Below are 21,466 nucleotides of genomic sequence, written 5' to 3' on the forward strand. Positions count from 1 at the left end.
GGGCCGGATGTTCCAGAAGATCCTCATCGCCAACCGCGGCGAAATCGCGCTTCGGGTGCTGCGCGCCTGCAAGGAACTCGGCATCCAGACCGTGGTCGTGCATTCGACCGCCGACGCTGACGCCATGCATGTCAGGCTCGCCGACGAAAGCGTGTGCATCGGTCCGCCGCCGTCGCGCGACAGCTACCTCAACATCCACCAGATCGTCGCAGCCTGCGAGATTACAGGCGCCGATGCCGTGCATCCGGGCTATGGCTTCCTGTCGGAAAACGCCAAGTTCGCCGACATTCTCGCCGCCCACAACATCACCTTCATCGGCCCATCGGGCGACCACATCCGCATCATGGGCGACAAGATCGAGGCCAAGCGCACCGCAAAGCGGCTCGGCATTCCGGTTGTGCCGGGCTCCGACGGCGCCGTCACCGACCAGAAGGAAGCCAGGCGCATTGCCGCCGAGATCGGCTATCCCGTGATCATCAAGGCTTCGGCAGGCGGTGGCGGGCGCGGTATGAAGGTCGCCCTTACCGAAGCCGATCTCGAGATCGCCTTGCAGACAGCCAGCACGGAGGCCGGCGCGGCCTTCGGCGACGATGCCGTCTACATCGAGAAATACTTGGAAAAGCCGCGCCACATCGAGGTCCAGGTATTCGGCGACGGCGCCGGCCGCGGCGTGCATTTCGGCGAGCGCGACTGTTCGCTGCAACGCCGCCACCAGAAAGTCTGGGAAGAGGCGCCCTCGCCGGCCCTCAACGCCGAGGAGCGCGCCCGCATCGGCAATATCTGTGCCAAGGCCATCGCCGACCTCGGCTACTCCGGCGCAGGCACCATCGAATTCCTGTACGAGAATGGCGAGTTCTACTTCATCGAGATGAACACGCGGCTGCAGGTCGAGCATCCGGTGACGGAGGCGATCACCGGCATCGATCTCGTCCACGAACAGATCCGCGTTGCCTCCGGCGGCGGGCTTTCGGTGCGCCAGGAGGACATCAAGTTCAACGGCCACGCCATAGAATGCCGCATCAATGCCGAGGACCCGCGCACCTTCACGCCTTCGCCCGGCACGATCACGCATTTCCACACGCCTGGCGGTCTCGGCATCCGCGTCGATTCCGGTGTCTATTCCGGCTACAAGATCCCGCCCTATTATGACAGCCTGATCGGCAAGCTGATCGTGCACGGCCGCAACCGCGTCGAATGCATGATGCGGCTGCGCCGGGCGCTCGACGAATTCGTCGTTGACGGCATCAAAACGACACTGCCGCTGTTTCGCGACCTGGTCGGCAATGCCGATATCGCCAATGGCGACTACGACATCCACTGGCTGGAAAAGTATCTGGCCAAAGAGGAATAGCGCCCGACTTGCCGCTATGATGCCGCGATGACCCGTCCTTACGCTCCCGGCTATCGCATTCCGACCGACCTGTTGCTCAAGGCCTATGCCTCGGGCGTCTTCCCGATGGCCGAGAGCGCTTCCGACCCGGAAGTGTTCTGGGTGCGGCCGGAGACGCGCGGCATCATACCGCTCGATGGCTTCCACACGCCGAAGAGCTTGCGGAAGACAATTCGCAAGCACCCGTTCGACATCCGCTTCGATTTCGATTTCGAGGCGACGATCGACGGCTGCGCCGAAAAGCGCGAGGAGCGCCGCTCGACCTGGATCAACGCGCCGATCCGCGAAGCCTATATCGAGCTGCACCGTCTGGGACACTGCCATTCGGTCGAGGCATGGCGCGAGGAACGGCTGGTCGGCGGCCTCTATGGCGTCTCGCTCGGTCGCGTGTTCTTCGGCGAAAGCATGTTCGCCCGGGAAACCGACGCGTCCAAGACCTGCCTGTATCATCTGGTCGAACGGCTGAAGGCGCGCGGCTTTGCCCTGCTCGACACGCAATTCACCACCGAGCATCTCAAACGCTTCGGCGCGGTCGACGTGCCGCGCGTCAAATACGAGAAGATGTTGGCCGACGCGCTGAAGGGCGAAGCCGTTTTTTATCCCTGACCGGAGACCGAGCGGCCGAGCCGGCTCGACAGGTGAAAGGGGTCAGCCCTTCGCGGTTTCCATCGGCGTCTGCGAATGGAACATCATCTTCCAGCCGTTGACACGGTGGACATAGCCAGTGCTGACCAGCGCCGCGTAGGGCTCGCCGTTTTCCCGTGTCGCATGAGCCTCATAGGTCAGCATGATAATGTCGCTGCCGGGCTCGATGATACCCTTGAGGTCGATCTGAAGGTCGCGCCAGCGGTTGGGCTTGGTCGCGGTCTTGGCCAGATCGGCATTGTCCATTGCCTGTGCCATCTCAGGAAATGCCACCAGGCATTCTGTGTCGACGTTGGCGGCGTAGTAAGCTTCGTCGCCCGTCCAGAACCCCTTTTCGAGTTCGAGCAGGTCGTCTTTGCTGGCCGTGATCCGTTTGCTGTCCGACATCAGAATATCCTCCAAGCGCGCAAATGCGCGGTCGTCCATGGCCCAACGCATGGTGGCCATGACGGTTCCGGAGGATCAGTTGGTGTTGGTAGCGTCAGGTTCCGTGGGGTCCGGCTGTTCGGCGGCCGGAGCAGCGGCGGGCTTTGGCTTGGACGTGTCGACCTTGGGCGTCTCGGCATTGGCCGCGTCGGGCGGCGGCACATCCGACTTCTGCTTGCAGCCCTTTAGCCAGACGTCATAGACGGCGTGCTCGACGGCGTTTAGGCCGGGGCTCTCGGCGAACATCCAGCCGGTGAAGATGCGGCGGATCTTGCGGTCGAGTGTGATTTCGTCGACTTCGACGAAGGAATCGGTCTTCGGCTCTTCATTCTCCGGCCGCGAATAGCAGATGCGCGGCGTCACCTGCAAAGCGCCGAACTGCACGGTTTCGTCGATGTAGACATCGAAGGTGATGATACGGCCGGTGATCTTGTCGATGCCGGCAAATTCGGCGACCGGATTGGTGATGCGATCGGAGATTGCGGGTGCTGCCGCAGGCGCCTGCGCCGCGGCAAACGCTGTCGGGAACATGGCGACAGCGCCAATTGCCGCCAGTCCGGCCATCGATGTCAGGCTGAAAATGTTCATGCGGAGATACCGGTGGTTTGGGCCCGGGTGATTCTGTCACGCCCAAGGCTATTCGCCGTTGTCATATCAGCAAGCAGCTAAACGCCAATTGTGGCGACAAAGGACCGGCCGGCGGTCAAGAACCAGGCGTCCACGCATCGTAGTCGCCCGTCACCTGCGGACGGTGCTGATTGGTGAGCACGGAACCCTTCGGGCGATAAGCCGCCGGTGTTCCCGTGAGGTTCGGCTCATGCGCCTTTTCCCATTCGCGCGGCCGATAGTCGTCGCTTGGCGGCGCCACATCGACGCGGTGATGCATCCAGCCGTGCCAGCCCGGAGGGATCGCCGACGCCTCCGAATAATTGGCGTAGATGATCCAGCGGCGGGTGCGGCCTTCCGAATCGACGCCGCCTTCGTAGTAGACATTGCCGGCCCCATCCTGGCCGACCTTGTTGCCGTGGCGCCAGGTGTGAAAACGGGTTCCCAGCGTCTGGCGGTTCCACCAGGTGAAAAACTGCAGAAGGAAAGTTTTCATTCAGATCCTCGCGGGCGCGCGGCGGTGGCTGTTCCCTGCTTATGGCGTCAGGCCTTGGCGAAGGCAAGGGTTTTGCGGCGCCTGCGGCACTGACGGCATGCCGAAACGCTCGGTCATTGGCCGATCCATTTCGCACCTGCGAACCGACGCTTGCCAAGCCGGCTGCGTCTTCCTAAAGCTCTCATCGCCCGGCGCTGCCGCATGACCCCGAAAATCGAAGTCGATTTTCGGGGTCATGCGCAACCAAAGTGATACAGCCTCCTTTGCGCGTCCACGGGACGCGCGGCGCTGTAGTCAACGCCGGCTGCGGGAGGTGAGGAATGGCCTTAGCTGTCGCCAGGATCAGTGCGGAGACAATACGCGCCCGCAAGGGCGGCGTGCCGGTCGTATGCCTTACCGCTTACACCTATCCCGTCGCCCGCCTGCTCGACGATCATGTCGACCTTCTCCTGGTCGGCGACAGCGTTGCCATGGTGCTGCATGGCCACAAGACCACGCTTGGCGCGTCGCTGGAAATGATGATCGTCCATGGCCAGGCCGTGATGCGCGGCTCGGCAAAGGCCTGCGTGGTGGTCGACATGCCGGCCGGCAGCTACGAGACTTCGGCCGCGCAAGCCCTTGCCTCGGCGCGCCGCATCTCTGAGGAAACCGGCTGCCAGGCGGTGAAGCTGGAAGGCGGCGTCGAAGTCGCCCTCCAGATCGCGGCAATCGTCGCGGCCGGCATTCCTGTGATGGGCCATATCGGCTTGCAGCCGCAATCGGTGGAAAAGGACGGTGGCTACAAGATCAAGGGCCGCACCCCGGAGAATGTGGCCGCGCTCATGCGCGACGCCGACGCGGTCGCAAAGGCCGGCGCGTTTTCGCTGGTCATCGAAGGCACGGTCGAGGCCGTTGCCACCGACCTCACCCGGCGGATTGCCATTCCCACCATCGGCATCGGCGCCAGCCGCGATTGCGACGGCCAGATCCTGGTCATCGACGACATGGTCGGCCTGACGGTCGACCGGGTGCCGAAATTCGTCAAGGAATACGCCGATTTGCGCAGCGTGGTCGCCAATGCCGCCGCGCGCTACGCGGCGGAGGTGCGCAGCCGCACCTTCCCCGGGCCGGGCCACGTCTTTTCAGCCGCGAGCGACAAGGACAAGGCATGAACCGGCCCCCCATCAGCCAGCCGCTCGTCGTCGACACCGTGCCCGGCCTTCGCGCGCAGATCCGCGAATGGCGGCGCGAAGGCCTGAGCGTCGCCATGGTGCCGACCATGGGCGCTTTGCATGACGGCCATATCTCGCTGGTCGGGGCCGCGCTCGCAACGGCCGATCGCTGCGTCGTCTCGATCTTTGTCAACCCGGCCCAGTTCGCCCCCACTGAAGATCTCGACAAGTATCCGCGTCAGCTGGCCCGCGATCTCGACCGGCTGACCGAGGCCGGCGCACAGCTTGCCTTCACGCCTACGGTTTCCGAGATGTATCCGGCAGGCTTTGCGACGAAGATTTCGGTCGGCGGCCCGTCTTCTGGCCTGGAATCGGATTTCAGGCCGACCTTCTTCGAGGGCGTCGCCACGGTCGTGGCCAAGCTCTTTCTGCAAGCCCTGCCCGACTACGCCATCTTCGGCGAAAAAGACTACCAGCAGCTTTGCGTCGTCCGAAAGCTCTGCCGCGATCTTGACCTTCCGGTGGAAATCGTCGGCGCGCCAACCGTGCGCGATGCGCATGGCCTGGCAATGTCGTCGCGCAACGCCTATCTCGACGCCGCCGAACTCGACGTCGCGCGACAGCTCAATGTCATCTTGCGCCAGACGGCGGCAGCGCTCGCGGCCGGCGCCGATGAAAACGGCGTGACCGGCAAAGCCACTGCCGCGCTTCTCGAGGCAGGCTTCGACAGCGTCGACTACGTCGCCGCGCGCAAGAGCCTGACGCTCACCTCGTGGCGGCGTGACGGCGATGGCCGCCTGCTTGCCGCGGCGTGGCTTGGCAGAACCAGGTTGATCGACAATGTGGAAGTTTCCTCATTTATTCCCTGAAAAATTGCAATTCCGTTCACTTTGATTTGTATCGCAGAGCGGCCCGAGTGCTCTTAGACAACGGCTCATCAGGCACGTTCTGGCCAGCCCGTAAGCGCTCACAATACACCGAACGCCGCTGTGAGACGTTTCACAGACGTAACCAAGCCGGCTATGTTGTGTGCGACCTCAGGCGGAGACAGTGTGTGACCTGCCACTACGCTGCAATCCTTACGAGGCTCTACGTGTCTGTCCAGGCCAACATATTCGGTCGCGCCCTGCCGCAGATCGTCGAAGCGATTTACGATTCGATTGCCGATGTCGGCCGTTGGCCATCGACGCTTGAATCAATCTGCAAATTGGCGCTCGGCCGGCTTGCCATGCTGGCGGTCGTCGATACGGCGAGAAACTCGGCCCGGTTTTCGACTTCCTGCGGCGATCCGGTCCTGCTTGAGCCGCTGCAGCGCGACTACGCCTGCGAGGTGCCCTTCTTCAAGGCGGTGCCGAAGATGGAAATCGACATACCGTTCACCGTCGATAGCGTCTACGCCCTGCAAGGCCCTGACGCCCGCCAGAACTGGCTCGAAAGCCGCATCGTGCGCGAGTGGGTGGAACCCAACCGTCTCGACGATTTCTTCTGGGTGGCGCTGATGAAGCAGCCGGCGCGCGCCGGCACGCTGATGGTGGTTACCGACAAGGACAGGCCCCAGATTTCAGCCAGGGATATCGACCTGATGTCCACGCTCGCCCCCCATGTCCGGCGTGCGGTGACCATCGGCGACCTGTTCGAGGCCGAGCGGCGCAAGGCCGACGTCTTTCGCTCGATCCTCGAGAGCCTCGACCATCCGGTGCTGATCGTCGCCGACGATATGCAGATCATTTTCGCCAATCGGGCAGCCGAAGCCCTGCTCACCGAAACCGCCTCAGTGTCCTCGGTGCGCGGCCAGCTGTCCTTCGCTTATGCTAACGCCAACACCGCCATCGGCCGCGCCGTCCAGCTCGGCACGCGCGACGAATTCGCGCTCGGACCGTCCGGCATCAACATTCCGCTGGTGAAGGCCATGTCTCCGGCGGTGGCGCATGTCATGCCTCTGGCGCGACGCGACATTTCGGCCCGCATATCGCCGCGCGCCGCCGCGGCCATTTTCATTGCCGCCGCCGGCGCCGCATCAGTGCCGGCGCTGGAAGCGATCGCTGCGCTGTTCGGACTGACCGCAGCGGAAAAGCGTGTCGCCGGCCATGTCGCCGCCGGGCTGACACGGCGTGAAATCGCGGCTGCCAGCGGCGTCTCGGACGGCACCGTCAAATCACAGCTGGCAACCATCTTCGACAAGACCGCCACCGGCGACCAGCGAGAGCTGGAACTCCTGATGCGCGAATTGACGCCGCCGCTGCGCTCGGCCTGAAGCCATACTCGGAGCCAATCGTCAAATTTTTCAACTATTTGCCGGTACGCAGGCGTAATCCACAATACCAAGCCGGCATCGTTGCAATTCGGCCAAAATCATGGTGCGGTTCTGCTCCGGTCCGGAGACGGTGCATCGTGCACGACCGGACGTGGAAACCATTTCCTGGGCGGTCCCCGAACTTGATACCGACACGAATTGAACGGCTGCTGCCTTACCTCTTCCTGCTGGCCCTGCTTTGCATCGCGCTCGCTTTCCGTCCGCTACTGCCGGTCGATGAGACGCGCTATCTCAGCGTCGCCTGGGAGATGTATCTCGGTGGACATGTCTTCGTACCGACGATGAACTTTGCGCCCTATCTGCAGAAGCCGCCGCTGTTGTTCTGGCTCATCGATCTCTCTTGGAACATCTTCGGTGTGAGCCGCGCGGCGGCGATGCTCGTCATCTTCGCCGCCTCGTCGCTGGTCATCTGGCTGACGACGCTTCTGGCCAAAACCCTGTTTCCCGAGCGCCCGGACATCGCCAGTCGCATCCCCTGGCTGGTGGCCGGCAGCACCGTCTTTGTCATCTATTCGACCCTGATCCTGTTCGACATGCTTTTGACGGCCTGTGTGGTCGCCGCACTGCTGGCGCTGCTGGCCTTCGCCAGGACCGGCAACCGGTGGCAGGCGGTGCTGGCGGGTCTGTTCATCGGGCTCGGCGTGCTGGCCAAAGGCCCGGTCGTGCTCATTCACATCGGCGCGCCCGTCCTGCTCTATCCCCTCTGGCGTGACCGGCGAGCCGGCCTTGCCCCTTTGCAGTTCTTTGCCGGAGCCGGCCTGGCAATTCTCGCCGCCCTTGTCCCGGTCGCCATATGGCTGGCGCCCGCGACCATCCTGACCAAGGGCAGTTTCGTCTACGACCTCGTCTGGAACCAGTCGGCAGGTCGGGTTACCGGAAGCCTGCACAATTCGCATGGCCGGCCGTTTTACTTTTACCTGATGCTGTTGCCGCTCATGTTCGTGCCCTGGGCCTTTGTCCCCCCGGTGTGGCGGCTGAAGCCGGCTGCCCGGATACGCAGCCTCATCGACACGAAATCCCCGGATCTGCGTGCCCTGCGCCTGCTGTCGTTCTCGTTCATTGCGGTGCTGCTGGTCTTCAGCGCCATATCCGGCAAGCAGCCGCACTATGTCGTGCCGGCACTACCGTTCGCGACCATTCTGCTGGGCTACTTCATGGCCGAGATTTCAGTAGCCAGGCTGAGGGCGACGGCCTTTGTCATGCTTGCCCTTTTCGCCATCGGCCACGCCGCCGCCTCGGCGACCGTGTTCAAACGCTACGATCTCACGCCGCTGGCGAGCTTCATCGACGAACGAAAGGACGCCGACTGGGCCGTCGCTTACGACTATCAGGGCGAGGTCGGTTTCCTTGGGCGAATAGAGAAGCCATTCGAGAACGCCGACAAGCCTGAGGAATGGCTCAAGTCTCATCCCGGCGGCTACGTCATCGAAAAGCAATCGAAAGATCCGGGCACATCCGAACAGATCGCCTTCCGGCAGCCGGTGGAACGCGGCTATCTGGTCGTTCTGAAGGGACAGCACTGAGCGTTTCGTCGGGCGCCTATCCCAGCGGTTTCTCGAAGATCAGCGCCGGCAACCCCGAACCGCCGCCGCAATCGGCGGTGCTGCCGACCGGCAAAAATCCCTTCGAACGGTAGAAGGCGATGGCCGGCACGTTGGCCTCTTCCACCTCGACGCGCAACCTGTTCGCCTCGGGAAAGCTGGCTTCGACCTCGTCCAGCAAGGCCTGGCCGATGCCTTGCCGCTGGCAGGCCGGCAGTACATAGAGCTGGTTCAGCAGCACGATCTTCGCATCCGTCGTTGCGGCGGCAAAAGCCATGCCGCCGATACGCTTGCCGTCATCGGCGACCAGGAATTCCGAGTTCGGCCTTGTCAGCCGCGCCTTGAGCGAGGCGATCGAATGCCAGTCGTCGATAATTTCGATCACCCGCTGGGCGCCATAGATCGCGTCGTAGGTTGCGTGCCAGGTTTCGACCAGCAGCGCGCGGACAGCGGCAAGGTCACGTTCGCTGGCGGTGCGGACGAACATTGTTCTATTCGATACCGAGCTTGGCCTTGACCAGATCGTTGACCGCCTGCGGGTTGGCCTTGCCGCCGGTGGCTTTCATCACCTGGCCGACGAACCAGCCGGCCATGGTCGGCTTGGCGCGAGCCTGCTCGACCTTGTCGGGGTTGGCGGCGATGACTTCGTCGACCGCCTTCTCGATGGCGCCGGTGTCCGTGACCTGCTTCATGCCGCGGCTTTCGACCAGCTGGCGCGGATCGCCGCCCTCGTTCCAAACGATCTCGAACAGATCCTTGGCGATCTTGCCGGAGATGGTGCCTTCCTTGATCAGGTCGATCACGGCACCGAGCTGCTCCGGTGTTACAGGAGCATTTTCAATGTCCTTGCCGGCCTTGTTAAGCTGGCCGAGCAGGTCATTGATGACCCAGTTGGCGGCAAGCTTGCCGTCGCGGCCCGAGGCCACCTGCTCGAAATAGTCGGCGATCGGCTTTTCCGACACCAGGATCGAGGCGTCGTAGATCGACAGGCCAAGTGAGGAGATCAGGCGCGCCTTCTTGTCGTCGGGCAGTTCCGGCAACTCCTTGGCCAGCGCGTCGACATAGGCCTGGTCGAACTCCAGCGGCAAAAGGTCGGGATCGGGGAAGTAGCGGTAGTCATGCGCCTCTTCCTTGCTGCGCATCGAGCGCGTCTCGCCTTTGACGGCGTCGAACAGCCTGGTTTCCTGGTCGATCTTGCCGCCATCCTCGAGGATGGCGATCTGGCGGCGCGCCTCGAACTCGATGGCCTGGCCGATGAAGCGGATCGAGTTGACGTTCTTGATCTCACAGCGCGTACCGAATTCGCCGCCGGGCCTGCGAACGGAGACGTTGACGTCGGCGCGCATCGAACCTTCGTCCATGTTGCCGTCGCAAGTGCCGAGATAGCGCACGATGGTGCGCAGCTTGGTGACATACGCCTTGGCCTCCTCGGCGGAGCGCATGTCGGGCTTGGAGACAATCTCCATCAGCGCCACGCCGGAGCGGTTGAGATCGACATAGGACATGGTGGGATGCTGATCGTGCATCGACTTGCCGGCGTCCTGCTCCAGGTGCAGGCGCTCGATGCCGATCTCGATGTCCTCGAACTCGCCCTGCCGGTCGGGACCGACCGAAATGACGATCGTGCCTTCGCCGACGATCGGCTGCTTGAACTGCGATATCTGGTAACCCTGCGGCAGGTCGGGATAGAAATAGTTTTTCCGGTCGAACACCGACTTGTGGTTGATCTGCGCCTTCAATCCGAGGCCGGTGCGGATCGCCTGCTTGACGCATTCCTCATTGATGACCGGCAGCATGCCGGGCATGGCCGCGTCGACGAGGCTGACATTGGCGTTGGGCGCCGCGCCGAAAGTCGTCGACGCCCCGGAAAACAGCTTTGCTTCCGAGGTCACCTGCGCATGAACCTCGAGGCCGATGATGATCTCCCAATCGCCGGTAGCGCCGGGAATAAAACGTTTGGCATCGGGCGTGCGGGTATCGATAAGGGTCATGGTGGCCTGCGCTTTTGGCTCGCGAAAACTGCGATTTTCGCGAATTTGGGTATCGGTCTTCGCTAGTGCAAACCGCTTCGCGAGACAAGCGCCCAAAGCAGCGCAGAGCAGCGGGCTGGTCTTTTCAGCCCCTTTCGGCCGCTCGGCAACCGATAGAATGAACGCCGCCGGCCGGTATTCGGTCGGCGGTTTCTTCGTCAGGTCAGGCCGTTGCGATATAGGCCCTGATTTCGTCGGCCTCGCGCTCGACATCCTCGATGCGGCGCTTGACCACGTCGCCGATCGACACGATGCCGTCGAGCAGCCCATCCTTTTCCACCGGCAGATGGCGGAAACGGCCTTTGGTCATGATCTCCATCACCTCGTTGACCGTGTGGTTCTCGTTGCAGATCTTCACTTTCGGCGTCATCGCCGAGCGTACCGTTATATCAAGTGCGGCAGCGCCTTCCCTGGCGACGACCCGCACGATGTCACGCTCGGAAAGGATGCCGACGATCTTGCGATCGCCATTGGTGATGACCAGTGCACCGATCTTGTGGTCGGCCAGGATTCGAATGGCTTCGCTGAGCTTTACATTCGGCCCGAGCGTGAACACGTCATGGCCTTTTCTCTCGAGAATTGCCTTAACCGTCATGGCGTCCTCCTCCTCCTGCTTGGCTAGCCAGCTCCCGCCCTGACCGGCTTCACATAAGAGTGAACATCGTGCGCCGTGATCGGTTGCTTTTCAAGTGTGCCAGTGGGGTGTGCCAGTGGGCTGCGCCAATAGAGTGCGCTAGTCGGGGGTGCGCTGGTCGTCGGGGATCTCCCATTCAGGCGCCCGCCAGCGCCGGTCGAACCAGCGCAACCCGAAGAAGCCTGCGACGAGGCCGCCAATGTGCGCTTCCCAGGCGATCTGGCCGGGCTCTCCGAGCCCGAGACCGTAAAGGCCGGTGGCGAGATTGATGACCATCCAGGCGCCGAGAAAATTGACGACGCCGCGCATGCGCAAAACGATTGCGATCGGCAGCACGGGACCGGCAAAGGCCGCCCTGCCGGAGGAGCGGTCGGTACGGAACCCGAAGCGAGCCGCCGCACCCATCATGCCCGATATCGCCCCGGAAGCGCCGACCAGCGGTGCTTCGCCGTATGGATGGACCGCCCAGAACAGCACCACCGCGGCCAGCCCGGTGGCGGCGAAAAACAAGGCGAACCAGAACCAGCCGAGACGGTTGGCCAGCGGCGACCCGAAGGCGGCCAGCGCAACCATGTTGATGGCAATGTGGGCAACGCCGCCATGCATGAAGGCATAGGTGAAAGGACGGGTGAAGAGGAACCAGTCGAAACCGTATTGGCCGGTATAGAGGACCGGAATGAAGGCGCCGTCGGTGAGCAATGTTATCTGCTGCTCTTCGGTCAGCACATATTGCTGCAGCAGGAAGATGGCAACGCAGATGCCGATCACCGCCAGCACCACCGGTGGCAGGTTGAACACCGGCTCGCGGCGCGGCGGCGGCGCCTCCGCGGTCTGTTCGGTCTCCAAGGGGCCGGCCGGTTCGCTCATATGCTCTGATCCAGGGATTTGCGTGTAGTCGCGAGCATCTAGGCCATGCCCGGACAAATCACAAACTACGAATCACAACCGCGAATCACCAGGGGCGCGAATCAAAAAGAAGCCGTCCAAGGTTTCCCTTGAACGGCTGGTCGAGCCCCCTGCTCCCCTAAACTATTGACCGAAGTGCTGTTGGTCGTCGCGAAACGACCGCTTCTGGAGTGGTTTTGGTGTGCCATGGCAAGCCTGCGCGCGCAACGTAAACCACTTGTTAACCTTAACGCCCCCGACCCGTGAACAAGTCTTAACGACGCTGGCACGCATCCTGCTCCGGAACGCATGTAGGTCATCGGAGGGCGCCCTTTCTGTTCACCGATGGGACCATCAGACGGCAGAATGCGCGGAGTTTCATAGCATGAACCAGAACGGATCAATCGCGCTGTTCCATTATTGGAATCGCCTGCGTCATGGACGTCCTGCCCCAAAGCGTTCGGAAGTCGAACCGGCCGATATCAAGGCGCTTTTGGCCGACACCTTCATCCTGGAAAGGGATACGCGCGGCGAAGCGGTGTTCCGGCTTGCCGGCACCAGGCTTTGCGCCGGCTACGGCCGCGAACTCAAGGGTTTTTCGTTCCCCTCGCTATGGCGCGAGAAGGACCAGCGGCTGGTGTCGCGCCTCATTCACGGCGTTTTCGAGCAGAAATCCGTGGTGCTGATCACTTATGAGGGGTTCAGCCGCAGCGGCCGGTCCAACCACTTCGAACTGCTTGCGCTGCCGCTCGACGGCGGCGTCGAGAACCCGCGCTGCCTCGGCGTCATCAGCGCCGTGGAAAAGCCGTTCTGGCTGGGCGCCGACCCGATCACCGACGCGCTGATCGACGCCATCCGCGTCATCGCTCCCGACAAGGAACCGATGTTCCTGAAAAACCGGCCGGAAATATCCGTTCCGTCGTTGGCTCCCGAACTCGAAGCGCCGGAGACCATCTCGGCGCTCGGTCGGTCGCGCCGTATCCGCCACCTCGTCGTGTTCGACGGCGGGCGCGAGCAATAGTCTCCAAGCCGGCGCTAATCTTAACTATCGGGGGCCCACTTTTCCCCTTTGTTAACCTGCTTGGCTGTAGTTTTTGCCGAGATTCCACGCACGACGCGGGAATGCCAACGGGGTGTAGGCAGTCATGAGGTCAGCGGCGGTCGAATACGCACCGTCCCGCGCCGAAAGGCGTAATTTTCAGCGCGTCCGGGTCAAGATCTACGGGCGCTTCATGCTGGAGGACCGCACCGAGCACCCCTGCCAGGTCGTCGATATGTCGCCGGGCAATGTCGCGTTGCGCACCGAGCGCGTCGGCATGCCGGGCGAAAAAATCATTGCCTATATCGATCATATCGGCCGCATCGAGGGCGTGGTGACGCGCACCTCGCAGGACGGCTTCGCCATGACCGTCATTGCTTCGGATCGCAAGAAGGACAAGCTTGCCGCGCAGTTGACCTGGCTCGCCAACAAGCATGAACTCGACCTGCCGGAAGACCGCCGCCACGAACGCGTGGCGCCGCGCAATCCGACAAGCGTGCTGCAGCTCACCGACGGGCGCCAGTATCAGTGCCGCATCATCGACCTGTCGCTGTCGGGCGCGGCGGTCGAGATCGACGTCAAGCCGGCGCTCGGCATCCAGGTGATGCTGGGCACCATGCGTGGCCAGGTGGTGCGTCATTTCGAGGATGGCGTCGCCATCGAATTCGCCGTCATCCAGCGCCCGGAAACGCTCGATTCCGAGTTCAACGCCCCGCGCGCCTGAACGATCGGCAACAGGCAGCAAAAACGAACCGGCCCTGCGCGGCCGGTTTTTTGTTGCCGGCGTTCCGCCTGCCTCTCCAGCTTGTAGCGGCACGCAGCAAATCCACGGCTCCACCCGGAAATCCGCGCCCCGACACCGCGGTTTTACGCCGAGACCTGAACGATTTTATTTTAAAATAGGTCAAATTTTACGCGTATTCTATTGAGCTTTTACTCAATGTCTACTTCGGGTTTTTGCGTCAAATAAATCCAGCGCTGTCATTGTCTCCTCAAACGGGGAGACTGACCAATGGCGAAGATTTGGGGCAAGCTGTTGCTCTTGGCAATGGCGATGCAGCTTTCCGCTTGGGGAACGGCGCAAGCAGCAGGACCGGCCTACATGCACACTGGCGGCCGCACGACACAGCCGGTCGGTCACTACGAATTCTGCCAGAAGCTGCCGCAGGAGTGCGCTCAGCGCACGCCGAAGCAGGCACCGGTCGAACTGACCCGCAAGCTGTGGGCGGCGATCGTCGACGTCAACAATTCGGTCAACACCCGGATCGTGCCGCGCACCGATATGGAAATGTGGGGTAAGGAAGAGGTCTGGTCCTATCCCGACAGCGGCTTCGGCGACTGCGAGGACTATGCGCTGGAGAAGCGCCGCGAATTGATGGCGCTCGGCGTTCCCGCCGGCAATCTCTTGATGACCGTGGCGCGCCAACAAAATGGCGACGGCCACGCGGTGCTGACCGTGCGCACCAGCCTCGGCGAGTTCATCCTCGACAATCTGGACTCCAAGGTGCTGTCCTGGACCGACACCGACTACACCTACCTGAAGCGCCAGTCCGACCAGAATTCCGGCGTGTGGGTGACGATCAATGACGGTCGCGCCGACGCGGTTGCCAGCGTCCGCTAGGACGCCATCACAGAGGTCAAGCACATCGAATAATGCGACGTGCCTAACGAGAAAGCCCGGTCGAGTCCCCACCCTCCCCGTCCCCAACGACCGGGTTTTAAGGAGCCGGCCCCGTCCCCGGGCCGGCTCCACCATTTCTGGAGGATGGCTAGAAGATCAGCCAAGCTCCCGAAGCTGGCATAGGCCAGCTATTGAGCTGCTAGGGGCTTGTCCACGAGTTTCTCAACCAGCCGCTTGAGTTCGGAAGGTGTAGTGTGGCCACCGACGATCTCGTGATAACTGATACCCGCTATTCGCAAGGCTTCCTTCTTAACCGCATCACGCGCCGCAGCCGAACCCTGATGATGCGCGTGACCTTGGTATTCCAAGGCATGTCGAGGCAAACAATTCTCGTCCACGAGGAGGAGGTCAACGCGTTTCGAGTTGATGCAGCTGTAGGCGTCCGCGTCCTTGCTGCGCAGGATCTCCCCCAAAGACACTTGTGCCATAACCTGCCATGCTGGATTACAGCCAATAACCATACGGTCGAGTTCCTTGAAGACGCGCGCTTCACTCTTGTTGAGAAGCGGTTGAACGGTGAAGTTCGCATCCATGACAATTCGCAACTGGTCAGCTGGATCAATTGGTTTCGTTGGCGCGGAAACAGGCTTCGTGGCGGTCCACAGGCCGCTAAGGATGTCACCACCACTGCGCTCTCTCGCCCACCGCCAGCGGTTTCTCTTCCTCCATGCCTGCTTTCGAATTCTTGACACGAAACGCTCTAGGGCCATGCCAGCGAAAACGCCCGCGAGGAAAATAGCGGTTGGCAGAAGAGGTTTCGCGATTAGCTCAACGTACTCCGGTGGCATGCAAGTAAGCTACCTCCACGACTAGATTATTCATTGACGGCCTAGTTCCAGTTGCAACAATAAGCGGCCAAGGGGCCAGCGATGTCAATTTTGGGTAGTGGGGTCAGTTTGAACTTGTCGCTGCGCTTTTTGCCGGGCACGGTTCTTTTGTAGGCCGCGATGTTGATTGCAATGGAAGCAAGCGGCTGCAAGGTTGCTGAGATCGTCAGAGCCGCCGTCCATTCGAGCTTTCTTGTGTTCAATGGTGAAACGGGTCGAGCCGCTCTTCGTGAACTGGCGCTTGCAATAGCAACATTTCCCGCCTTGGCTCTTAGCTAAATGTCGGCGCACCCAGGCACGATACTGAAGGTTTCTTAGATCCGTCATATCCCCCCGCAACAGGGAACTATGGCAGCGGCCAAACGTCAATCCGTCTCTTGTAAGGGACCGTGCACAGTCGACACCTCCCTATCGCCCCCGCCAAGCGCATCTAACGACCGCCTTTCCACGGGCAGGAGATCGAGGCACTATAGGCCGTTAGTTTCGCCTTCTGGATCGCGGCGATGTTGGAAATCCCCGAAGATCACTGCGAGCGCCATCGCCTGTTCGAGGCGATCGACGGTGCCTTCAAGACCGGCGATTTCGCGGGGCTCGGCGTGGCATTGCGGCACGCCCCGCTGGTTCGACGAGCACATGCCGTTCGAGATCGGCCTCGGGCACCCGCTGGAGTATGCGGTCTATTGAAGCCCCGTCGGGTTCATCTTGACCTTGCTCGATGCCGGCTCGAATCCGAATTATCCGGATCATGGCGGGTTTCCGGCAATCATTGCTGCTCTGTCCACCGACCGAACCGACAGACTGGAATCGCCCAGGTGCTGGTCAACGGTGGCGCCGACCCCGACATGCGGGGCGTGAACGACTGGACGCCGCTTCCCTATGCTGTGGCCATCCGCAGTGTCGATGCGATCCGCCTTATGAAGCGCCGTCCTCGAAGCCGGCATTGTCGGCTTCCTTGAGGGCTGTCGTATAGTCATCAATGCGGGTTTCGAGTGCCGGGTCGGCGCCCACCGCCAAAAGCTGCTGCGCGATGCGATGGCCGGGCGCAGCTCCGACGGACAGTGAGTTGGGCGCAATGAACCGTCGGGACAAGATTGGCCGGCTGGCCTTACGTCTCTTTCAGCCCCACCTTGAAGCGCTTGCCGTTGGCGACATAGTGCGCGGCCGAGGCGCGCAGCCTGGCGACCGCGGCGTCGTCCAGCGTCCTGATCACCCGCGCGGGCGAGCCGACGATCAGGCAATTGTCGGGGAACTCCTTGCCTTCGGTGACCAGCGCGCCGGCGCCGACCAGGCAATTCTTGCCGATCCTGGCGCCGTTGAGGACTATGACGCCCATGCCGATCAGGCTGTTGTCGCCGATCGTGCAGCCATGCAGCAAGGCGCGGTGGCCGATCGTGCAGCCCTGCCCGATCGTCAGGGAAAAACCGGGATCGGTGTGCATCACCGTGTGTTCCTGGACATTGCTGTCGGCGCCGATGACGATCGCCTCGTTGTCGCCGCGGATGACCACGCCAAACCAGAAGCCGGCATTGCGGCCGACGCTGATGTCGCCGATCAACGTAGCGTCCGGCGCGATCCAGTTGCTGTCGGCATCCTCGAAACGGGGCGCTTTTCCGTCGATTGCGTAGGTCGGCATTTGCAGTCTCCGATTCGTCGCAGGCCGGGACAAACCCTAGAACAATCCGAGGAAAACGCGTGCCGGTTTTCTCCCGCAATTGCCTCAAGGCAAATACCGCGCCAGCGATTCCACCAAAAGCTGAAGCGCACCAGGAGAGCTGATGCCCCAGGAGACAATGGCGATCAGCACGATGCCCAGCGCCAGCGCCCAGGCGATCACCGTGCAGCCGCAGGACACCAGCATCAGCGTGGAAATACGGCCTTCGCGCCGCGCATCGAGCGCATCGTTGGCGAGCATGAACGGACCGGCGCAAGCGGTCGCGGCCAGCGAGCGCAGGATGTACGCCGGCGACACATAAGGCTCGGCAAAGGCAAGCCGGCGGCCCGCCGCCAGTTCCATCACAGACCCGGTAAGCCCGCAGGCGGTGAGGCCGACGGCGAAAGCGAAGAGAACGGGCAGCAGCAGGCTCATCTTAACCTTCCGTTTACCATGAGATCGCACAGTCGCGTCCAGCGCAGCAAGAGCCGTGCCACGGCATGTGTGCCGCCCAAGGACAGACGGCGGCGACTATGGGGATTGCGATGAAGCAGGCAGCGACCGCCGAAGAATTCAACGTCGTCGATTCCGTGCTGATGAAGCGGGTGTTCTATGCCTTTGCCGCACTGGCGCTGCTGTCGCTGGCGATCAGCCTTGGCGGAAAATGGTTCGGCCGCTCGATCGCCATGGCCGGCTACACCGACGACACCACGGTCCACAGGGTGGTGATCGGCAACAATGTCATTGCCGTGCCGGCCAACGCCATCCGCTTCCTGCAGGCGCGGCGCGACGGCATCGCTTCGCGCCTAGACCTTTATCTGCGCTATCCCCAGATGGACGGCTACAGCGAAGCCGCACGCGAGGATTTCAACCACACGGGCACGGCCAAGAACATCATCTTCCTGTCGTTCGAACCGCAGATGATGTCGCGCGACATGAGCGGCCGTTTCGTGCCGATCTATAGCGCGCTCATAAGCCAGCCCGGCGCGCCCGGCCCCGGCGGCACGACGATTTACGGTTTTACGGAAAAATCAGGCTATCTCAACGAGGTGCTCGCGGTCGCCGGCCGGGCCGGCAAGGACCCGTTCGTCGCCCGCTGCCTGAGCGGACCGAGCGCCGAGGAATCGCTGGCGCCCTGCGAGCGGGACATCCAGGTCGGCGACAGCCTCAGCCTGACCTACCGCTTTCCCCGGGAGTTGCTGGGCAACTGGCCGGCGCTTGACGCCGCTATCGTCGCCGAGGCCACGCGCGTCCTGAAGACGGGGCGCTAGCCTGCCTCTGTTCGGGCGAAGCGAAGCGGCGCAGAAGTTTACGACCGTTGGCGGGACAGCACCCCCCTCTGTCCTGCCGGACATCTCCCCCGCAAGGGGGAGATTACGCCCCCATCACTGCTTTCGCCAATTATCGAGGTTGCAGAAGAAGAGCCGAGGAACTGCCGATCTCCCCCTTGCGGGGGAGATGTCCGGCAGGACAGAGGGGGGTGGGAAGGATCGCCGAGGCTTGCTCTTCATCTCCCCACTTCGTTGGAGATAGGCAACTCCGATCCCCAGTTCCGCGATCAGGCCAGATCGATGTCGAGGATCGCCATCGAGAAATTATAGTCGCCGTCGTCCTCGTCCTTGAAGACGATGCCGAGGAACTCGTCGCCGACATAGACCTCGGCCGAATCTTCCTTGCGCGGCCGCGCCTTCACCTCGAGTTTGGGATTCTGGAAGACGCGCTTGAAATAGGCGTCCAGCTTTCTGATTTCGTCCGGCTTCAAAAGTCTTCTCCGATCGTCGGGCTTGCTCGTTGGAACGCGCTTCTGGCACGTCGACAATGGCGATGTAAAGGCAAGCCGGCTGGATAGAACGCGAACCCTGGGGCCGGATGATTTCAGGTCGAATCCAAATCCGCCTCTAAATCAAGGAGGTAGAGCATGATGTCGTCCGAAAACCGCCTCACACTTTTCGGCATCATGCTTCAGAGGCAACGGCGCCGGCAACCGGACTTCAGTCCGGCGCGCCGGGTGTTGCAAATCAGATGTCGAAGCTGACGACCTGGTCCATCGATTGCGACGGCAAAAGCTGGTCCATCTGGCGCGAAGGCTGGTCGCAGCCGGTCTCGCCGACGACGCGGGCCGGTACGCCGGCAACCGTCTTGTTGTGCGGCACCGGCGACAGCACGACCGAGCCTGCCGCGATCTTCGAGCAATGGCCGATCTCGATATTGCCGAGAATCTTGGCGCCGGCGCCGATCAGCACGCCGTAACGGATCTTGGGGTGGCGGTCGCCGCCGGCCTTGCCCGTGCCGCCCAGCGTCACGCCGTGCAGGATCGACACATCGTCCTCTATCACCGCCGTCTCGCCCACGACAAGGCCGGTGGCGTGGTCGATGAAGATGCCCTTGCCGATGCGGGCGGCCGGGTTGATGTCTGTCTGGAACACCGAAGACGAGCGGCTCTGCAGATAGAGGGCGAAATCCTTGCGGCCCTGATTCCACAGCCAATGTGCCAGCCTGTGCGTCTGGATGGCATGGAAACCCTTGAAATAGAGCACCGGCATGATGAAGCGGTCGCAAGCCGGGTCGCGGTCGTAATAGGCCTGGATGTCGACACGCACGATCGACGACCATTCCTTGTCGTCGGCCAGCATCGACTTGAACGTCTGGCGGATGAGGTCGGAGCCGATGTCCTGATGCGCGAGCCGCTCGGCGAGCCGATGGATGACAGCTTCCTCCAGGCTCTCCTGGTTGAGGATGGTCGAATAGAGGAACGCCGCCAGAAGCGGGTCGCGGTTGACCGCTTCCATCGCCTCGTCGCGGACCGAACGCCAGATCGGATCGACCGGCTGGACCATTGTGGGGCGGGAAATGCTGATGCTGTTCATCGACGTCTTGTCCTGCGTCCTGGCCGCTTGCCTATTCTCCGGCGGCACATATAAGCCAGATCATAGCACGATTGAACTCAATTTTCCTTAGTGCTCGGTGAAATGGATTTGGTTCACGGAAATTCAAGCCGCCATGGAAAACGAACCCTTGATCGACGCTCCGCTGAAACGCGCGCTCTCCGCGCTCTATCAAGCTCCGGATCGCCACTATCACAACCTCGCCCATATCGAGGCGTTGCTGGCGCTGGCGGACGAATATCGAGCATCGCTGCATGATTCCGGCGCCGTCGAAGCCGCAATCTGGTTCCATGACGCCATCTATGACAGCCGCGCCAAGGACAACGAGGCCAGGAGTGCGGCACTTGCGCAGGACAAACTTGCCGCCCGCACCGATCCGGAGCGCCTCGGCCGCATAGCGGCGATGATCGTCGCCACCGCCACGCATGAACTGCCCAGCCTTCAACCACGGTGCCTTGCCGATGAGAACGCCCTCCGCGACGCAGCGCTTTTCCTCGACATGGACCTGGCGATCCTGGGTGCGTCAGCCGACGCTTTCGACGCCTATGAACAAGCGGTCCGCCGCGAATATGGCTGGGTCGAGGAGCCGATGTGGCGGGCCGGTCGCGGCGCGATTCTCAAGACTTTCCTCGCGCGCCAGCATATTTTTCACACGCAGGAATTCCGCCAGAGGTTCGAGCCCCAGGCCAGGCAAAACCTGGCGCGGTCTCTAGAAACGCTCAAATCCTAATCCGGAAATGTCTCCATGCGCTGCGCATAGGCTTTGAACCCGGCGCGCCTGTAGACCGATTGCGCAGCCGGATGGTCGTATGTGTCGGTATGAAGCCAGACCCCTTGCGGCGCGTGCGACCAGATGGCGCGAAGCGCCTGGTCGAGCAGGAACGGCCCAAGCCTGCGACCCTGGAAGACGGGGACCAGCCCGAAATGAACCAGCTCGACCTCAGGCTGGCCGACGCCGTTGAATTCGCACAGACCAGCCGCTTCGCCCTCGACGCGCAGCACATGGATATGTGTCGAGGGCAGCGCCAGCAGGCGCTCGAGCTCTTCCGCCGGCATGCGCAGCCGCTGGTCCCACTGCACCGGCTCGCCGACAGCGCGGTAGAGGCTGAGATAGGCGGCGCGGTCCAGCCTCTCACGCACAACCCTGGCACTTGCCGCCGGGTTGGCGCGCGCAGGCGCCAGATCGGCCTGGCGCATTTCCATATAGGTGACGAAAAGTTCAACCAAAGCGGCACCGCCTCCGGCTGCAAGCCAGACGAAGATCG

27 protein-coding genes are annotated in these 21,466 nt (G+C 62.2%); 12 read left to right on the forward strand and 15 right to left on the reverse strand.

Annotated features, from left to right (window positions below; genetic code table 11):
- Positions 1 to 7: 7 nt before the first annotated feature.
- Positions 8 to 1,351 (forward strand): acetyl-CoA carboxylase biotin carboxylase subunit, encoded by a 1,344-nt coding sequence (accC, locus tag NLY36_RS02065; protein WP_023681497.1) that lies wholly within the window; start codon positions 8 to 10, stop codon positions 1,349 to 1,351.
- A gap of 27 nt (positions 1,352 to 1,378) precedes the next feature.
- On the forward strand, positions 1,379 to 1,996 hold the full coding sequence (gene aat, locus NLY36_RS02070) for a leucyl/phenylalanyl-tRNA--protein transferase (protein WP_023681498.1): 618 nt from the start codon (positions 1,379 to 1,381) through the stop codon (positions 1,994 to 1,996).
- Positions 1,997 to 2,038: 42 nt separating this feature from the next.
- Here aat and NLY36_RS02075 read toward each other — a convergent pair whose 3' ends face one another.
- From NLY36_RS02075 to NLY36_RS02085, 3 genes are all read right to left on the reverse strand, one after another.
- Positions 2,039 to 2,422, reverse strand: a complete 384-nt coding sequence (locus NLY36_RS02075; protein ID WP_023667489.1) for a hypothetical protein — start codon at positions 2,420 to 2,422, stop codon at positions 2,039 to 2,041.
- A gap of 75 nt (positions 2,423 to 2,497) precedes the next feature.
- Complete coding sequence (locus NLY36_RS02080; protein WP_023681499.1) at positions 2,498 to 3,049, reverse strand: DUF2155 domain-containing protein; 552 nt, start codon at positions 3,047 to 3,049, stop codon at positions 2,498 to 2,500.
- Between the two features lie 115 nt (positions 3,050 to 3,164).
- Positions 3,165 to 3,563, reverse strand: a complete 399-nt coding sequence (locus NLY36_RS02085; protein ID WP_023710575.1) for an NADH:ubiquinone oxidoreductase subunit NDUFA12 — start codon at positions 3,561 to 3,563, stop codon at positions 3,165 to 3,167.
- A gap of 320 nt (positions 3,564 to 3,883) precedes the next feature.
- On the opposite strand from NLY36_RS02085, the gene panB reads away from it, so the two are divergent.
- The 4 genes from panB (at position 3,884) to NLY36_RS02105 (ending at position 8,551) form a co-directional block, all read left to right on the forward strand.
- A complete protein-coding gene (panB, locus tag NLY36_RS02090; RefSeq protein WP_023710576.1) occupies positions 3,884 to 4,714 on the forward strand; it encodes a 3-methyl-2-oxobutanoate hydroxymethyltransferase in 831 nt (276 codons plus the stop codon).
- An 11-nt stretch (positions 4,715 to 4,725) separates the two neighbouring features.
- A complete protein-coding gene (panC, locus tag NLY36_RS02095; RefSeq protein ID WP_023688379.1) occupies positions 4,726 to 5,583 on the forward strand; it encodes a pantoate--beta-alanine ligase in 858 nt (285 codons plus the stop codon).
- Between the two features lie 224 nt (positions 5,584 to 5,807).
- Entirely contained in the window at positions 5,808 to 6,968 is a 1,161-nt protein-coding gene (locus NLY36_RS02100) for a helix-turn-helix transcriptional regulator (protein ID WP_050591492.1), read from the forward strand.
- A gap of 182 nt (positions 6,969 to 7,150) precedes the next feature.
- A complete protein-coding gene (locus NLY36_RS02105) occupies positions 7,151 to 8,551 on the forward strand; it encodes an ArnT family glycosyltransferase (protein WP_023735366.1) in 1,401 nt (466 codons plus the stop codon).
- Positions 8,552 to 8,567: 16 nt separating this feature from the next.
- Here NLY36_RS02105 and NLY36_RS02110 read toward each other — a convergent pair whose 3' ends face one another.
- The 4 genes from NLY36_RS02110 to NLY36_RS02125 all read right to left on the reverse strand — a co-directional run bounded on the left by NLY36_RS02110 (position 8,568) and on the right by NLY36_RS02125 (position 12,100).
- On the reverse strand, positions 8,568 to 9,056 hold the full coding sequence (locus NLY36_RS02110) for a GNAT family N-acetyltransferase (protein ID WP_023807389.1): 489 nt from the start codon (positions 9,054 to 9,056) through the stop codon (positions 8,568 to 8,570).
- Between the two features lie 4 nt (positions 9,057 to 9,060).
- Positions 9,061 to 10,560, reverse strand: coding sequence for an Asp-tRNA(Asn)/Glu-tRNA(Gln) amidotransferase subunit GatB (gatB, locus tag NLY36_RS02115; RefSeq protein WP_023735365.1), 1,500 nt, complete (start codon positions 10,558 to 10,560; stop codon positions 9,061 to 9,063).
- A 202-nt stretch (positions 10,561 to 10,762) separates the two neighbouring features.
- Entirely contained in the window at positions 10,763 to 11,194 is a 432-nt protein-coding gene (locus NLY36_RS02120; RefSeq protein ID WP_023667498.1) for a CBS domain-containing protein, read from the reverse strand.
- Positions 11,195 to 11,332: 138 nt separating this feature from the next.
- On the reverse strand, positions 11,333 to 12,100 hold the full coding sequence (locus NLY36_RS02125; protein WP_023695379.1) for a rhomboid family intramembrane serine protease: 768 nt from the start codon (positions 12,098 to 12,100) through the stop codon (positions 11,333 to 11,335).
- 403 nt (positions 12,101 to 12,503) lie between these two features.
- Here NLY36_RS02125 and NLY36_RS02130 point away from each other — a divergent pair, with 403 nt between their 5' ends.
- The 3 genes from NLY36_RS02130 to NLY36_RS02140 all read left to right on the forward strand — a co-directional run bounded on the left by NLY36_RS02130 (position 12,504) and on the right by NLY36_RS02140 (position 14,778).
- Positions 12,504 to 13,139, forward strand: coding sequence for a PAS domain-containing protein (locus NLY36_RS02130; protein ID WP_023735364.1), 636 nt, complete (start codon positions 12,504 to 12,506; stop codon positions 13,137 to 13,139).
- 124 nt (positions 13,140 to 13,263) lie between these two features.
- Complete coding sequence (locus tag NLY36_RS02135) at positions 13,264 to 13,881, forward strand: PilZ domain-containing protein (RefSeq protein WP_023667501.1); 618 nt, start codon at positions 13,264 to 13,266, stop codon at positions 13,879 to 13,881.
- Between the two features lie 288 nt (positions 13,882 to 14,169).
- Positions 14,170 to 14,778, forward strand: coding sequence for a transglutaminase-like cysteine peptidase (locus NLY36_RS02140; protein WP_023729811.1), 609 nt, complete (start codon positions 14,170 to 14,172; stop codon positions 14,776 to 14,778).
- Positions 14,779 to 14,966: 188 nt separating this feature from the next.
- Here NLY36_RS02140 and NLY36_RS02145 read toward each other — a convergent pair whose 3' ends face one another.
- Together NLY36_RS02145 and NLY36_RS31495 are read right to left on the reverse strand one after the other, a co-directional pair.
- Complete coding sequence (locus tag NLY36_RS02145; RefSeq protein ID WP_023735363.1) at positions 14,967 to 15,626, reverse strand: DUF2726 domain-containing protein; 660 nt, start codon at positions 15,624 to 15,626, stop codon at positions 14,967 to 14,969.
- Positions 15,627 to 15,710: 84 nt separating this feature from the next.
- The gene (locus tag NLY36_RS31495; RefSeq protein WP_032905114.1) at positions 15,711 to 15,992 is read right to left on the reverse strand and encodes an HNH endonuclease; all 282 of its coding nucleotides are present in this window, start codon (positions 15,990 to 15,992) and stop codon (positions 15,711 to 15,713) included.
- A gap of 234 nt (positions 15,993 to 16,226) precedes the next feature.
- Between NLY36_RS31495 and NLY36_RS02150 the strand changes: the two genes are divergently transcribed.
- A complete protein-coding gene (locus tag NLY36_RS02150) occupies positions 16,227 to 16,349 on the forward strand; it encodes a hypothetical protein (RefSeq protein ID WP_280812998.1) in 123 nt (40 codons plus the stop codon).
- A 228-nt stretch (positions 16,350 to 16,577) separates the two neighbouring features.
- On the opposite strand, the gene NLY36_RS02155 is transcribed toward NLY36_RS02150, so the two are convergent.
- The 3 genes from NLY36_RS02155 to NLY36_RS02165 all read right to left on the reverse strand — a co-directional run bounded on the left by NLY36_RS02155 (position 16,578) and on the right by NLY36_RS02165 (position 17,751).
- A complete protein-coding gene (locus tag NLY36_RS02155; protein ID WP_023735360.1) occupies positions 16,578 to 16,754 on the reverse strand; it encodes a hypothetical protein in 177 nt (58 codons plus the stop codon).
- A 16-nt stretch (positions 16,755 to 16,770) separates the two neighbouring features.
- The gene (locus tag NLY36_RS02160) at positions 16,771 to 17,298 is read right to left on the reverse strand and encodes a gamma carbonic anhydrase family protein (protein ID WP_023735359.1); all 528 of its coding nucleotides are present in this window, start codon (positions 17,296 to 17,298) and stop codon (positions 16,771 to 16,773) included.
- Between the two features lie 84 nt (positions 17,299 to 17,382).
- Positions 17,383 to 17,751: a DUF6949 family protein gene (locus NLY36_RS02165; protein WP_023735358.1), complete on the reverse strand. Its 369-nt coding sequence runs from the start codon at positions 17,749 to 17,751 to the stop codon at positions 17,383 to 17,385.
- Between the two features lie 110 nt (positions 17,752 to 17,861).
- Between NLY36_RS02165 and NLY36_RS02170 the strand changes: the two genes are divergently transcribed.
- Positions 17,862 to 18,587, forward strand: a complete 726-nt coding sequence (locus NLY36_RS02170) for a hypothetical protein (RefSeq protein WP_023735357.1) — start codon at positions 17,862 to 17,864, stop codon at positions 18,585 to 18,587.
- 287 nt (positions 18,588 to 18,874) lie between these two features.
- On the opposite strand, the gene NLY36_RS02175 is transcribed toward NLY36_RS02170, so the two are convergent.
- Both NLY36_RS02175 and cysE read right to left on the reverse strand, forming a co-directional pair.
- Positions 18,875 to 19,078 (reverse strand): DUF3126 family protein, encoded by a 204-nt coding sequence (locus tag NLY36_RS02175; RefSeq protein WP_006200852.1) that lies wholly within the window; start codon positions 19,076 to 19,078, stop codon positions 18,875 to 18,877.
- A gap of 256 nt (positions 19,079 to 19,334) precedes the next feature.
- Positions 19,335 to 20,183, reverse strand: coding sequence for a serine O-acetyltransferase (gene cysE / locus NLY36_RS02180; RefSeq protein ID WP_023667506.1), 849 nt, complete (start codon positions 20,181 to 20,183; stop codon positions 19,335 to 19,337).
- A 133-nt stretch (positions 20,184 to 20,316) separates the two neighbouring features.
- On the opposite strand from cysE, the gene NLY36_RS02185 reads away from it, so the two are divergent.
- The gene (locus NLY36_RS02185; RefSeq protein WP_023681513.1) at positions 20,317 to 20,931 is read left to right on the forward strand and encodes an HD domain-containing protein; all 615 of its coding nucleotides are present in this window, start codon (positions 20,317 to 20,319) and stop codon (positions 20,929 to 20,931) included.
- Here the strand turns inward: NLY36_RS02185 and NLY36_RS02190 are convergent.
- Positions 20,928 to 21,428 (reverse strand): GNAT family N-acetyltransferase, encoded by a 501-nt coding sequence (locus NLY36_RS02190; protein WP_023735356.1) that lies wholly within the window; start codon positions 21,426 to 21,428, stop codon positions 20,928 to 20,930. The genes NLY36_RS02185 and NLY36_RS02190 overlap by 4 nt on opposite strands.
- Between the last annotated feature and the right edge of the window lie 38 nt (positions 21,429 to 21,466).

Source organism: Mesorhizobium sp. C399B, from assembly GCF_030323185.1.
In the GTDB taxonomy this organism is placed as follows: Bacteria; Pseudomonadota; Alphaproteobacteria; order Rhizobiales; family Rhizobiaceae; genus Mesorhizobium.